This window comes from Ruegeria sp. BHSA162 (assembly GCF_059613385.1).
In genome coordinates this window covers 47581-61629 of the sequence record NZ_JBXWSK010000014.1, presented here as the reverse complement: position 1 = coordinate 61629, position 14049 = coordinate 47581, and the positions used below count along the sequence as shown (strand labels likewise).

Here is a 14049-nt window from a genome sequence, read left to right as displayed (position 1 = left end):
CTCCTTGGCGCAACCGTGCCGTTTCATCAATTTCCTGAGGAATTTTAGTGCTGCAGCCTTGTTTCGGCGCTTGGTGACAACTGCTTCCAGCACTTCACCTTCGTGATCTACTGCACGCCACAGATAATGTCGCTTGCCATTCACCTTTACGAAAACCTCGTCCACGTGCCACTTCCATTTCGAGAACGCGCGCAGCTGCTGCACACGCTTCCGTCGGATCTCAGCTGCAAACATTGGACCAAATCTGTTCCACCAATATCGGACGGTTTCGTGGCTCACGTCGATGCCTCGCTCGTGCAACAGATCTTCGACATTTCGAAGCGAGAGCGGGAAACGGATGTACAGCATCACCGCAAGGCGGATGACCTCGGGACTGGTTTTGAAGTACTTGAAAGAGGCAGGTTTGGTCATGGGCAAAAGCTACGCAACCGTCCTGCCTGCCTCAAGACAAGTTCTTCTGACAAGACCCGGCGCAGGCACGACACTCCCAACCAGACGGCATTCTATCCGCCGCTACTCAGGTCAAAGATTGATCCGCAGCCTCAAGCCGAAAACGGTCGTGTCCTGATCGTTGAAGCCCGGGTTGATCATGTGCTGGACGTCCGCCGTCAGGGCGACATTGTCCGACAGGTCCAACCGATAGAAGGCCTCCATTGTGGTCTGGGTGTCGAGCGTTTCATCTACCGGGTCCGCAACGGTCGCGCCAAACCCAAAGAGGTCGTCATAGAGGCCCGGCCGCCATAGAAGTCCAGCGTTGGCTGCGCGTCGGGCGATCGGCGCCTCACCCTCCGACCAGCCGAGGCGTCCGTAGATCATGAATTCCTCGTTGATCGTGTGGTTGGCAGACAGGATCGCCCCGTAGCTCTCCGGCACGCCTGCCTCGGTGCGTTCATCGACGTGAAATACCCCGAGGTGAACGTTGGTTAGAAAGCGCTTCGAGCGTTCGGGCGTCCATCCGATCTCGGCGTATTTGTAGAACTCGGGGCCACCGGGAAACCACTCGACATCGGTCAGCGAGCCGTTTGCATCCGACAGGACACCGAGGGCATAGATCTGGTCGGTCAGGAAACCGCCCCCCGCAATGCCGAAGCCGGGATCGGGGATCGGCAGGACCGGGCTGAACAGGATCGAGAAATTGGAGAAAGTCGTGCGTGGGTTCACGTAGCCGAGGATGTCCGAGTAGTCTCCCGGATCGATCCGGCCGGCCACGAAACCGGCCTTCCCGCCAGCGAGCGTCTGGGACCAGTAGGCGACGGAGAGGGTCGTGTCGGTGTCACTGAATGTCGTTGCGGTGACGCCCGCATAGCCGATTTCCCCGGCAAGCCCGCTTGGCGCGATGTCCGTGCCGAGCAGATGGCGGTTCTCCAATGTGAAGACCAATTGCCCGGGATTTTCGCCGCCGCGATTGAGCAGCGTCCACTGGCCCAGAATGCGCGCCTGGCCCAAGGCGGCCTCGTCGATATCGGTCAGGCTCTCGGTCGCGGACTGGTAATAGGCCTGGTAGTCGAAGGAGAGGTTCAGGCCGGTGCGTTCGGCAAAGCGTTGCCGCGATGCCTCCAAGGGGTCCAATGCCGCATCCAGCCCCGGCCAGCGAGAGTCCTGCAACCGCCGCACTCGGTCTTGTTCCAGTTGGGCCTGCGTGGATGCCGGGCCACCGAGCGAGACCGCTGCGGCGGCCTCCAGGGCGGACGTTGGCCGGCTTTCCTGCGCCAAGGCTCCGGTTGATAACCAGAAGCCAGCGACGATGACCGTACCGAGAAGCCTTGCCTGTCCCATATGAGGTCTCTCTTGTTGCTCTTGATTCTTCTTCGGCCCGCTCATGCAAGTATCGCCAGTACGACATCCCGGCCCGTCCAGAGGACGAAGGCCGAAAGCGTAGCCGTGATCATGGCAGGCACACCGTCTTTCCAAGTGTCCCAGATCAGATGACAACCGATTGCGCCAAGCGACGTGCCCAGAAGGGCAGCGGCCCCGAGCGGCCCGAGCAAGCTGCCTTGAAACCAGATCGCCACCGCCCCGAAAAGCTCGACACCACCGACAAGCGCCATGATCTGACGGTTCAGCCCGTATTTGACGAACATCGCCAGTTGCGTTTCGAAGATGAGCTTCTGCCAGCCAAGGATCTTGATCGAACTGGCGAAGAGAAAGAAGGCGGACAGCAGGCCAATGGCAACTATTTGCATAATACGACTCCGCCGACACACACAGGGCTGAAGTTCATTTGATGTTCCCTTCTGGATCGTCCCGAGTGTGCAGTCCGGTTACTTGAGATCGTCCTGCGCCTTGATCTCCGGCACACGGGCGAGGGCTTCGGCCATGTTGGCGCTGCTCATCAACTCGATCATCTGGTAATCCTCCAGCAACCCGTCACCGAGACGGCTGACATAGAAGGCCTGGATGAAGGTGGGGTCGTCCGGCAGGGCGACGGTGATGTAGTTCTTCCCGTTCCCAAGCCCCCAATAGTAGCTCAAAAGCTCGCCGCCGAGCGCCTCGATCCCACCCTTCACCGAGGCCGCGCGGTCCCCGGGATTGGCGATCTGCATCTCCCAGGCGGCGCTGTTGGATGCGCCGATAAACAGGAAGGTGCGCATGTCTTTTGTGTCCTGCGCCGCTGCAACTGTCGCAGAGACGCAAAGGGCTGTCGAAAGAAGGATCCTGTTCATCTTGCCACCCGGAATTGCTTCGATGTTGTGGTCAGTACAGCATGGCTGCCCTGACCGTTCTTGTGGGTTCAATGCCCCGGAGCTCCGGGAATGGAGTGTTCCAGCTCGGCAGGGCGGAGCGGGAACTCGGAATGCTCATCCTCTGGCGTTTCGATGTCGGCGTGCCAGGTGAATTCCTTGTCCCCGAGGTCCAGATCGATCTCGCCCCCTTCGATGACCGGGTAACGGATCGGCTGCCCGGGCCGCAGGTCGATATTAGCGACACCGTCGTCGATAATGACCTGCCCGCTCACCAGAACGTAGGGGATTCCCTTGGTGAAGGAGCCGTTCATGCCCTTCTTCATCGATGATGTTTCGGTGATCGTGTCGGGGTCGAAGATCGTGATATCCGCGATCATGCCTTCCTGCATCCGGCCGCGTTCCTGCATCGCCTTCAGGCCCACCTTGGAAAAGTACTTCGCGGGAATGTAGGAGGCGTTGTTCACCATCTCCATCAGCGCGATGCCCTGTTCACGGGCCTCGCGGAACACGATGCCATAGGTGCCGGCATTGCGCGGGTGCCCCCCGTACTCCGTGAAATCGGCCTCGATCGGCAGCGGTTCGCCATCGACGGTGAAGCCGACGATGTCGTTGGCGATCGCAATATCCTTCATGTGGATCCAGCGCTCCAGGTCTGCTTCGGGGCGGACTGTGATGAAAATCGGCTTGCTCGGATCCTCCTTCTGCTGCCGGAAGAACTCCTCGTCGGACTCGTAGAGTTCGCCGGTGCTGGTATCGAAGATATCGCGGGTCGGAACGATATTGTTCGCCTCGATCTTGTCCGGCAGCAGTTGCGGTGTCGCGATGTTCGGATTGCCGGTGATGGCCGGGTAGTATTCCGCGAAGATGGTCATTCCGCGCATTTGCAGGCGGCGCGCAAGCTCGTAGATTTCTTCCCACCCCTGGTTCTGGATGTGGGAAAGGATCAGGGCCCCGTCGAGCGCAACGGCGTTTGCGATCACCTCGTTTGCGCCCAGGGAATAGTAGAGCGGCAGGCTCTCGGTCGGACCGAAACGGGTATGGGCGCCAAAGAAGCGGTCATACTTCTTCGCCATTTTCTGAAGCGCGAAAATCTCCTTCGGATAGGTGTTGTATCCCATGTATCCCACCGTCGTGTTGACGGTGATCGCCCCGGCGCGAAGACCCTTTTCATACATGGTCATGACTTCGACGAGCTGATCCGCAGTCGGAATATCCAGCGCCCAGCTGGCATGTCCGTCTTCTTCCTCGGCTGCACCGCGTGACTTGAGGATGTAGGTCGGATCGGATGCCAGCTCGACTGAAACCCCATCCATCACGACACGCCGGATCTCCTCGTGCCCCATCCCGGAACCGAAGTTGAGAAAGGAATTGCCCTCGTACTTGTCGTAGAACAGGTCGGCATCCGCCACGCCGCTCTCGGTATCGAGGATCGTCGTCGTGCCATCATGGGCCATCATCTTCTGATCGAAGCCGCCAAAGGAATGCGAATGGGTGTTGATGAATCCCGGCGCGACTACATGCCCGGAAACGTCGATCTCGCGCTTGCCCGTCAAGGCATCTTCGGTGATCGCGGTGATCCTGTCGCCGGTCACGCAGACATTGCGCACGGCATCAAGATTGGTTTCCGGGTCCATGACGCGGCCGTTGAGAAGCGCGACGTCGCACTCCTGAGCAACCGCCATCGAACTGCAGAGGGCCATGAGAGTGGCAAGAGTGAGGTGTTTCACGGTCAGTCCTTCCGGGATGATTGCGTCGGGTAAAAAAACGCGGGGCGGACGAGGGAGACCGCCCCGCGCTCTCCTCAGTCCAGCGTGTTCTTGTAGATCACGCCGTCCTTCATGATGACCTTCAGGTTGGGATCAGGATCGGCCAGAAGAAGGATGTCTTCGAGCGGGTTGCCATCGACCAGCAGGAGATCCGCGTAAGCGCCTTCCTCGACCACGCCGAGCGGGCCGTCTTGATACGGATTGTTCAAGCCCGTAAGCCGGTTCATGCGGGCGCCGTTCGATGTGGCCATGCGCAGAATGTCGAAGGGTTTGAACTTGGCCTCGTGCAGGTATTTGAACTCGTCGTTCATCTTCTTGTCCTGCTCAAGCGTCTGGTCCCAGTTGTTGATGAGATCGGTGCCCAGAGTGTAGAGGTCGATCATGCCCGGTGTCGTCTGGATCACCTCGATCATGTTGGCGGCGGCGTCACGGACACTCTTCCATTTGGCGAACGAGGCTGGCGTGTAGAAGGCTTCCGCCTGTTCGGTCGTCACCGAGTAGACCGGGGCTACCGCCGTCGCGAACATGATCTGCTTTTCGACCATGATCTCGGCGGCCTCCTTGGTCAGGAACGGGATGTGCTCAACGGTCTTTGCACCGTTGTCGATACAGTTGCGGATCGCCTGCTCGGTGAACACGTGGCAGGTGACGTAGGTGCCCCATTGCTCGGCGGTCTTGACCGCCATCTGGATCTCGTCCGCCTGGTACTGAAGCGAATGCAGCGGGTCGAACTCGGACGTGACCCCACCGCTGACCATGACCTTGATCTGGGTTGCCCCGCGCCGCAGGTTCTCGCGCACCGCCATGCGGATCTGCTCCGGGCCATCCGCGATGAAGCTCATGTCCGTGTCGACCCAATGCGATGGGCCTTGCCCCGACAGGGTTGGATGCCGGTCGTTCAGCTTGCGGAAATCGGCATGGCCCGATGTCTGCGTGATGAAGGCCTCCGAGGAATAGATCCTCGGGCCGGGGAACATACCGGTATCGATGATCCGCGCGATGGACTTTGCCGGTCCGCCGAGGTCACGAACCGTCGTGAACCCGTTCATCAGGATGCGCTCGGACCGGATCGTTGCAACGCCACCAAGATGGAAGGGCGTGATGTTCTGGCGCAACCCGTCACTGAGCGGGTTGAACACCAGCAAATGCACGTGCTGGTCATGCATCCCCGGCATGAGCGTGCGCCCGCCGCCGTCAATCATGGTTGCGTTGGGCGCTTCGATCCCGTCCGTCGAAATTTCCTTGATCAGGTTGCCTTCGACCAGAACGCTGGCGTTTTCGATCCGCGCCTCGTTCACGCCGTCAAAAACATGGACATTGGTGAACAGGGTCTGCGGCAGCGCTTCGTCCTGCGCAGAGGACATGCCGGCAGCGAGCGACACCACGCCCGCCAGTAATGTGGACTTGAAAAGATGCTTCATAAGTTTGCCCTTCCGCAATGTTGACGGCGGGGCCAGCGCCCCGCCGAAAGTTCAGTTCAACGTGTTCTTGTAGAACTTGCCGTCCTTCATGATGACGCGAATGCTCGGCACGTCCTGCCCGCGTGGCTCGGCATCGAACCATGTATCGACAGCGCCGATGGCAGTGATGTCTTCGAGCGGGTTTCCGTCAACGATGAGGATATCGGCATAGGCACCTTCCTCGATCACGCCGAGCTTGCCTTCGGGATAGGGGTTTCCGCGTCCCGTCAGTGCGGCCAGTTCGCCGCCATTCGAGGTCATCATCTGCAAGGCCCAGAGGTTGCCGAACTCACGCGCCATGAAAGCCTTGGTGAAGTCCATCGACTGCCGGTACGGCACACCGGTCAGCAGCACGTAGTCGGAATCGAACACCATCTTCGGCTTGTACTTCCGCACCAGATCAAACAACTGCTCGCTGTTTTTCCGCAACCAGAGGAACTTCGCCGTCGGCGGGAAGGTCGGGTCCTGGTGCATCGGATGCTCAAGCGCCTCGGGCGCCAACGCGGTCAGGTTGGGCGAGAAGAACGCTTCCTTCTCTACCAGCTTCTGCATCGTCGGTTCCGTTATGGTCAGGCCGTGATCCACCACTTTGACCCCGAGATCGAGCGCGCGCGACAGGTCGCTATCCATGAAGACATGCATGGCGACATAGGAATCCATGTCCCCGGCCACCTCGACGGCAGCGGCGATTTCTTCGTCTGTAAAGGCGGACTGGTAGATCGGGTCCTTGATGGAGGTCACACCACCACTGACCATGATCTTGAGGTAGTTGGCCCCAAGCGCAAAGTTCCGCCGCGCGCCGTGGAGCACTTCGGCAGGGCCGTCGACAAGCCGCGTGATCTCCAGCCGTTCAAGATTGCTTTCGTTCTTGCGTTGCCCGGCGATCCCCCAGTCGCCATGACCACCGGTCTGGCTGAGGCAGGCGCCGGACGAGTATATCCGCGGGCCCGGAAGCGAACCCTCGTCGATTACCGCACGAAGTCCACCATGTGCACCGCACATGTCGCGCACGGTTGTGAAGCCCATCGCCAGCATTTCCTGCGCAAAGGCCGCAGAACGTGCGCCGATCTCCTCCCATGTCGTGTCCTGAAGGCCCGGGATCGTGCCATCCTTGTACATATTCACATGCACATGGCTGTCGATCAGTCCCGGCATCAAGGTGCGTCCGCCGCCGTCGATCACATTGACCTCGACCTCTTTGGTCTCGATACCGCGTTCGGTCTGGATGGTGAAAGAATAGCCGTCGATACCGCCAACAGGATCGGGCAGGCGCTTGCTTCCGCCCGTTCGAACTTCGACTTCCCACGTGCCGGATTCGGGAATGTCCTCTGCAATCTTGTGAATCTTGTTCTTGACGACGAGCACGTCGACATCTTTCAAGCCGTCATTCACCCCGTCGAAGACCATCACGTTCTTGAACAGCGTGACCTCCGAGGGAATGTTGGGGATATCCTGCGCAATGGCAGGCGTCGTGAGCGCAATTGCCATTGACATGGCCGGCAGCAACGCCTTCAGGTTGAGTGCTGTCATTCGGTGTCCTCCCAGGGGTCGGTCTTCCTGCGGACCGATCCTCCCACTATGCACATGTGCCCCGAGATTCTTTTGACCCGCTGATCCCGTGGTGCATTTTTCTGACCCGATCCGGTCAATTTCAGCCAATTTCTGCTTGGCCGTCAGGCGCCCGCGCCCGTAGCGTGTCGGAGAGCGAAAGGGTGATGTGGATGCCGCAAGGAGAACAAAAGGACGGTTTGTCCCTCGTACGTGCTACGGTCCTCGGCCCCGTCGTAGCGATGATGCGGCGGCTCGATGCGGATCCGGCCTTTGCGCTCGGGCTGCATGGATTGAGCGAGGAACAGGTCCTGAACCCGGCCGAGTTCATCCCGCATGACACGGTCTATGCGGCGCTGGCCTCCATCGCCGACATAACCCGGCCGGATATCTGCGCCTTGGCGGGACAACAGACAGACCTGTTGAAGTTCCTGCCGCGTGGGGCGCTCCTCGGCCAGTCGGTGACCCTTGGCGATTTCTTCACCCGGTTCACCCAGATCGTCTCGAAGGAAAGCAACGCGGTGTCCTTCCGGCTCCTGATCGAGGAGGAACACGCCTACTTCACCACCAGTCGCAATTTCGAACCCGAGGTGTCGCCGGGCCATTCGGACGCCTTTCTCGTCGGGATCTGGATCTCCCTGCTGCACCGTGTTCTCGATTTCCGATGGGATCCAACCCAGGTTGTTCTGCGCCTCTGCGATCCGACCCTGTTGCCGGAGCAGTTTCATGGCGTGCGGGGCATCAAGTGCAACAACAGGGGATTCTCCATCCGCTTTCCGGCGGCCTGGCTGTCGCTTCCAATCAACCCCGAACTCCTCGTGAACCACGACAATGATATCGAAGAACCGGTTCAGGTCGATGTGCCCCTGGACTACCTCGAAGGCTTCGAAATTCTCGTGCGATCAAGGCTGTCCGATCCGGCGCTGACGGTGAGCGAGGCCGCCCGGATGTGCAGCATCACCACCAAGGTGCTGAACAAGCGCTTGTCCTCCTACGGAACAACGGCGTCCAAGGTGATCAACCGGCTGCGGATGGAAAAGGCCTCCGAACTGCTCACCACATCTGATCATTCGATCAAGGAGATCGCCCAATTGGTCGGCTTGTCCGAAACATCGGCACTCACCCGAGCCTTCACGCGGAACTTCGGCATATCCCCGAAAGATTGGCGCAATAAGGAGGCACAAGAGGCCCAAATTGCCGGAGCGCCTGCAGATTAGCCTGACCCCGCTGCGACTTCTCGACTACCGCAATCTCTTGGAACCTCGGTCGCCAATGGCAATGCCGAAGAGATGCATGAACCGGCGAGCCCTTCGCGGGGAGCAATCGATGGGAAAGGAGACCTCCATGCTATCCGCAGCGAACTCCCGCTTGCCGCCCATCGCGGCAGTTTCTGCGGAACGTGCCAGTGGGTATTCTGGGCTCAAAGCCGTCATCCGACGGCATTAGCGATTAGACCGGTTTGTGGTTGCGAGCGGTCATTGGGGCCGCTCTCAGGATTGGTCCGACATCGGCCCTCCCAGTACTATTCAACGAGTTTTCAAGCTCAACTCCGAGATCCTACCGTCGCCTGACCCTCTCTCGATTACGCTCCCGACGTTCGATGTTGATCCGGTGGTCGCGGCCCAATGCCCGGTAGAAGCCCGGTCCCTTGGACCAGTTCAGAAAGTGGGCAAAGCTGTCGACCTGATCGTCGTTGCGTCCGCGTGGAAAGGACTGAAGCTCCCGTTTGAATACCGGCAGCCAGGGTGCATCTGCAGGCAGATAAACCTTGCCCTCTTCGACAGGACCGCAAGCGGACTGGAACCGGGTTTCCTTGTCCTTGTCGGGTTTAATGCGTTCGTAGCGCCGACGGTCATCACGAAACAATTCGTCCAAAAGAGGTTTGCCGGAGGCCGCATCTTCGATCAGGACACGATCGGGATCCCAACGGCCGACAAGTTGCAGTGCCTTGGCTTTCAGGTCTGGGTAGTCTACCTGCCCGCGCCAGACGTCGATAAGATGCCACGCATTTTCGCGGAACCCCCAGGTTGTACAGACAGAGAAATCAGACCGGGGGTCTGCCGACATGCCCGTATCCCAGCTCTGAACCACCAGTTGGAACCAGCGGCGATCTTCGATGGTCTCGTAGGTGCCAAACCACTCCCAGCGCAAGGGCGACCCGTCGGGAGCAATGGGGTTCTGCTGATACTGGCAATTGAACACGGCCGCGCCCATTTCGCGACGCTTGGTATCCAGCGGGTGCTGTCAGACTAATTCGAACCAGTCTCAGTTTGCTGCGGAAACCGCGAACCTATCCGGAACAAAGCTGACGCCACTCGCTAAGAGCGGCGGCGCGGGTCAGCTTGAAGGTATCTCGACTGACTAGCGATCTTTCCCGGTTGAAGTGGTTGTAGACGGAAGAATGGACGGAGGCGAATTTCTGTAGACTTCGCATGCGCCTGAAACGCTGCCTCGCGCGTTCGCGTCGTCGAAACGGCAGGTGCGAATTCTCGGCGCGGTTGTTGAGCCACCTGCCCGTCTGTTGTTTTTCGAGCGCGCCCACTTTTCTGAGTGCCGCCTTGTAGGAGGCGAAGCGATCTGTGACGATCTCTTCGGCGCAACCGTGCCGCTTCATCAATTTCCGGAGGAATTTCAGTGCTGCGGCCTTGTTTCGGCGTTTCGTGACAACGACTTCCAGCACCTCGCCTTCGTGATCAACGGCCCGCCAAAGATAATGCCGCTTGCCATTCACTTTCACAAAGACCTCGTCGACGTGCCACTTCCATTTCGAGTATGAACGAAGTTGCTGCACCCGCTTCCGCCTGATCTCAGCGGCAAACATCGGGCCAAATCTGTTCCACCAGTAGCGGACGCTTTCATGGCTCACGTCGATGCCTCGCTCATGCAGGAGATCTTCGACATTCCGAAGCGAGAGCGGAAATCGGATGTACAGCATCACCGCAAGGCGGATGATCTCGGGACTGGTTTTAAAGTATTTGTAAGACGCGGGTCTGGTCATGGGCAAAAGCTACCCAACCACCCTGCCCGCCTCAAGCAAAGTTCTTCTGACAAGACCAGCCCGACGTTTCAGTTTGGTATCTGCCACTTCATAGCTGAACGGTCCAAGTTTGGATGGCGTCTCGACACGTTCCAGGAAGTCGGACCAGCCGCCCCAATTCCCAGACAGAAACGCGCCCTGAAACACAACATCCGGACCAGCGGCAAGCGCCGCGCGCGTGGCCTCGGCGTTTTCGCCAAGCTCACCACGCTCGATTTCCGTCACGGTTCGTCCAGACTCCTTAAGGCTGTCGAGATGCGCCATCTCATGCGCGTCGCCCTGCTTTTGAAGAAGCATGGCATCCTCAGTATCCTCGCCAGGCTCAGGTCCCTCGCCGCGCAAATACATGAGATCAAGAGCCGTTGCGTGTGCGCAGCCCGTAAAACGCATCAAATCCGACGCTGAAAACAATAAATGGCTTTTGAACTTCCCCACCTGCCTGTGAACCCTTTGCCCCCGAAATTGTCTCGTCGACAGCTCACATTATGGGGAATAGCATTGTTAAATCAAAGAAATCTCGGGAGCCGGGCTCGCCAATGACAAAAGCCATCGACCACGCCGCATTAAAAACCAAACAACGTGCCATTCGCGATGGCTTCCCTGAAACCATGGGATTACGCGTCCATCGCGCGATCAGTTGGATCGGGCGTGGTGAAGCCTGCGTCGATGATGATGACGCGCGCTTCATATTTCTTTGGATTGCTTTCAACGCGGCCTATGCAGACGAACAAGAATTTCAGTCGATAGCACCGGGAGAACGTGCAGCTTTCGTGGATTTTTTTGGAAAGCTAGACCAACTCGACAAGGATAGGCGGATCTACCAGGCGCTTTGGCAGCGGTTTTCAGGTCCAGTACGGATGCTCATGGAAAACCGTTATGTGTTCAATCCGTTTTGGCAGCACCACAACGGGATCGATGGATTCGACGATTGGGAGGACAGATTCAAAGCCTCCGCAAGATCCTTCGCACAGGCTTTTCAGGCTGGAGACACTGCGAGGGTCCTGAGTTTTGTGTTTGATCGCCTCTACGTCCTACGCAACCAACTTGTTCACGGTGGCTCAACCTGGAACAGCAGTGTCAACCGGTCTCAGGTTCAAGACGGCGCTGAAATCCTTGGGTTTCTTATGCCTGCATTCGTCGACATTATGATGGAGAATCCCAATGAAGATTGGGGCAAACCCTTCTACCCCGTCGTCCTTTGAGGCAATCACCGGACGGCCAAGTTCAGTCGACCATCACAAATTCATTCACTGATGTCATTGACATTATATCGCAGCTTCATTACATCAATCCATGTCATTAACATCTTAGTAGGTGAATGCACTTGGACGACATGGATGAACAATGGCAAGGATCAATCGATGATCTTGCTGCTCTGGCCGCGAAATACACGGCAGAAGTGGATGAGGCAGGGACGGAACCACGCCCAAACCCGCGCCTCATCCGTGACTACGTTGCGCGCGGCATCATGTCTAAGCCAGAACGGGTCGGCAAAGAAGCGCGCTATGACTTCCGTCACTTGGTGGAGTTCCTGGCCTGCCGGCGGCTTGTTTCTGATGGGTGGCCGCTAAGCAAGATTGCGGACGATTTTTCACGATCCTCCTTCGAGGAGATACGCGCCCTCATTCCAGGCCAAGATCAGACAACCGAAGCCCTCGACTTGATCCGGTCGTTTCGAGAGCCAGTCATGCGGGAAGAAGCAATGCATGACGTGGCACCGCGCGCCATGATGTCTGCTCCAGACCCCGACCTGTTTTCCGCGCGTTCGCGTCGCGACCTGCAGAACCGCGCTCGCCTGCGCGATTTCAAGAAAACCGATAAGTACAGGCATGCACTGAAGGAATTCGACGAGAGCCTCTTTAGTGTTATCCGCCAAGATATGACGGCTTTCCAACTTGCATCCTGGATCGTCCTTTTGATCGACCAGGATCGGTTGAACGACCTAACGCGCGACGACATCGAAGAAATAGGCGAAGCCGTCAAGGCTGCCCTTCTGGACCGGACAAATATCGGGGGGAGGTACTGATGTGATGCTCACCCAGCGCAAACGGGCGCTCTAGCGGCACCCGTACTAACCACGAACTGAAAGCCTCGGCACAATTTCAACGCGATGACGATGTCACCGTGCTGGAGGCCCTTTGCCAACGACTAGCCAGCGAAAAGGAATACGACATGATCAACCTCGAGCTCATCCCACTCAAACCGGCCGTTCTGCATGGCTTTGACAACGAAACTCATGTTCTGTTTCGCGCGTCGGCTGAAGCAGAGCCTAGGCAGTCGGACAACCGCAAGCCACTCAACGTCGCGATTGCCATTGATCGATCCGGTTCCATGAGTGGACCACCCCTTACTGAAGCTAAAAAATGTGCGATCGCGATGATCGAGCGCATGTCCCCCACCGATCGCGTTGCGATCATCACTTATGACAATGACGCGGAGGTTGTTGTGCCCTCGTCTCTGGTAACTGATCGGCGTGCGATCCAGGATCGCATCCGTGATATTACCGAAGGTGGGACAACAGCTTTGCACGACGGCTGGCTACTTGCCGCTGAACAGGTCGCAAAGCACCAGCAGAACAACGGAATCAACCGGGTTCTACTGCTCTCAGACGGAAACGCGAATGTCGGGCTTACCGATGTGGCGGCAATCGTTAATCAATGCGCAAAAATGGCTGAAGCCGGGATAACGACATCGACCTACGGCCTTGGTCATCATTTCAACGAAGAGCTCATGGTCGCTATGGCCAAAGCAGGGCTCGGCCAGTCCTATTACGGCGAAAGTGCAGTAGACCTCTCTGATTCCTTTGGAGAGGAATTCGACCTGATGCTGAACACGCTCGCCACACGACTTACCCTGAAGGCAACTGCAGCAGACGGTGTCGAGATTGAACTCGTCAACAAGCTCCATCAGCGAAAAGCCGGCTGGGCGCTGCCTGACCTGGCTGAGGGCGGCGACGTCTGGGCACTATTCCGCGTTTTCGTTCCAAAGCACATGTTGAACTCTTCCACGCCACTTCTTTCTTGTGAGCTCGAATACGCAGACAAGGACGGCCAGCTGCATTCCATGCAACATCCCATGCTTGCCGTGCCCGCACTTGACGATGCAGCATTCGCCGCGGTCGCGGCAAACAAGACTGTCTCGGCCCGAGTAACAGAGCTCCAGATCTCTGAACTGCAAGCAACTGCACGCAGCCATGCAGAGCGCGGCGAATGGGACCATGTCGACGAGGTAATCGCCAAGGCAAGAGATATGGCAAAGGAAAACCCTTGGCTTCGCTCCAATGTTGATGCCCTAGAACGCTATGCCAAGCGGCGTGAACGTGCGCGGTTTTCGAAAGAGGCAATGTACAGCGCAAGCCGCTTGAACGCTCGTTTGACAGATCGAACCGAAGTATTTGCCTCCTATGAGCCCCGACTGGAAGCCAGTAAACCTGCGTACCTTCGTCGGAAATCTGAGCGCGGAAAACGACTGAAATCCGATTGAACACTCAGGATTTCGCGGCTATCGTAGCGTGAGGCCAATAATTGTGCGCGCATAGTTTTCGTGCGTATGGA

The 14049-nt window shown here is 58.0% G+C and carries 14 protein-coding genes; 4 read left to right on the top strand and 10 right to left on the bottom strand.

Annotated features, from left to right (window positions below):
* The 7 genes from AC2FM5_RS06865 to AC2FM5_RS06835 form a co-directional block, all read right to left on the bottom strand.
* Positions 1 to 411, bottom strand: a 411-nt coding sequence (locus tag AC2FM5_RS06865) for an IS6 family transposase (protein WP_496734640.1), incomplete at its 3' end; no start/stop codon positions are given.
* A 111-nt stretch (positions 412 to 522) separates the two neighbouring features.
* Entirely contained in the window at positions 523 to 1821 is a 1299-nt protein-coding gene (locus AC2FM5_RS06860; RefSeq protein ID WP_170364430.1) for a carbohydrate porin, read from the bottom strand.
* The gene (locus AC2FM5_RS06855; RefSeq protein WP_170342826.1) at positions 1818 to 2183 is read right to left on the bottom strand and encodes a DoxX family protein; all 366 of its coding nucleotides are present in this window, start codon (positions 2181 to 2183) and stop codon (positions 1818 to 1820) included. Before AC2FM5_RS06855 ends, AC2FM5_RS06860 begins: the two co-directional genes overlap by 4 nt.
* A gap of 78 nt (positions 2184 to 2261) precedes the next feature.
* The gene (locus tag AC2FM5_RS06850; protein ID WP_496734637.1) at positions 2262 to 2591 is read right to left on the bottom strand and encodes a hypothetical protein; all 330 of its coding nucleotides are present in this window, start codon (positions 2589 to 2591) and stop codon (positions 2262 to 2264) included.
* A gap of 140 nt (positions 2592 to 2731) precedes the next feature.
* Positions 2732 to 4366, bottom strand: a complete 1635-nt coding sequence (locus AC2FM5_RS06845) for an amidohydrolase family protein (protein ID WP_170343541.1) — start codon at positions 4364 to 4366, stop codon at positions 2732 to 2734.
* A 119-nt stretch (positions 4367 to 4485) separates the two neighbouring features.
* Positions 4486 to 5871 (bottom strand): metal-dependent hydrolase family protein, encoded by a 1386-nt coding sequence (locus AC2FM5_RS06840; protein ID WP_170342821.1) that lies wholly within the window; start codon positions 5869 to 5871, stop codon positions 4486 to 4488.
* 51 nt (positions 5872 to 5922) lie between these two features.
* A complete protein-coding gene (locus AC2FM5_RS06835; protein ID WP_496734634.1) occupies positions 5923 to 7440 on the bottom strand; it encodes a metal-dependent hydrolase family protein in 1518 nt (505 codons plus the stop codon).
* 164 nt (positions 7441 to 7604) lie between these two features.
* Between AC2FM5_RS06835 and AC2FM5_RS06830 the strand changes: the two genes are divergently transcribed.
* A complete protein-coding gene (locus AC2FM5_RS06830) occupies positions 7605 to 8675 on the top strand; it encodes a helix-turn-helix domain-containing protein (protein ID WP_170364437.1) in 1071 nt (356 codons plus the stop codon).
* 340 nt (positions 8676 to 9015) lie between these two features.
* On the opposite strand, the gene terL is transcribed toward AC2FM5_RS06830, so the two are convergent.
* The 3 genes from terL to AC2FM5_RS06815 all read right to left on the bottom strand — a co-directional run bounded on the left by terL (position 9016) and on the right by AC2FM5_RS06815 (position 10792).
* Positions 9016 to 9672 carry a phage terminase large subunit gene (terL, locus tag AC2FM5_RS06825; protein ID WP_302477418.1) on the bottom strand — a complete coding sequence of 219 codons (657 nt, stop codon included), beginning with the start codon at positions 9670 to 9672 and terminating at the stop codon, positions 9016 to 9018.
* A 76-nt stretch (positions 9673 to 9748) separates the two neighbouring features.
* Positions 9749 to 10456 (bottom strand): IS6 family transposase, encoded by a 708-nt coding sequence (locus tag AC2FM5_RS06820; RefSeq protein WP_496734631.1) that lies wholly within the window; start codon positions 10454 to 10456, stop codon positions 9749 to 9751.
* Between the two features lie 9 nt (positions 10457 to 10465).
* Positions 10466 to 10792: a hypothetical protein gene (locus AC2FM5_RS06815; protein ID WP_496734629.1), complete on the bottom strand. Its 327-nt coding sequence runs from the start codon at positions 10790 to 10792 to the stop codon at positions 10466 to 10468.
* 239 nt (positions 10793 to 11031) lie between these two features.
* On the opposite strand from AC2FM5_RS06815, the gene AC2FM5_RS06810 reads away from it, so the two are divergent.
* The 3 genes from AC2FM5_RS06810 (at position 11032) to AC2FM5_RS06800 (ending at position 13978) form a co-directional block, all read left to right on the top strand.
* Complete coding sequence (locus AC2FM5_RS06810; RefSeq protein WP_496734627.1) at positions 11032 to 11697, top strand: hypothetical protein; 666 nt, start codon at positions 11032 to 11034, stop codon at positions 11695 to 11697.
* Positions 11698 to 11828: 131 nt separating this feature from the next.
* Complete coding sequence (locus tag AC2FM5_RS06805; RefSeq protein WP_496734642.1) at positions 11829 to 12521, top strand: MerR family transcriptional regulator; 693 nt, start codon at positions 11829 to 11831, stop codon at positions 12519 to 12521.
* A 146-nt stretch (positions 12522 to 12667) separates the two neighbouring features.
* Positions 12668 to 13978, top strand: a complete 1311-nt coding sequence (locus AC2FM5_RS06800; RefSeq protein WP_496734625.1) for a vWA domain-containing protein — start codon at positions 12668 to 12670, stop codon at positions 13976 to 13978.
* Positions 13979 to 14049: the final 71 nt, after the last annotated feature.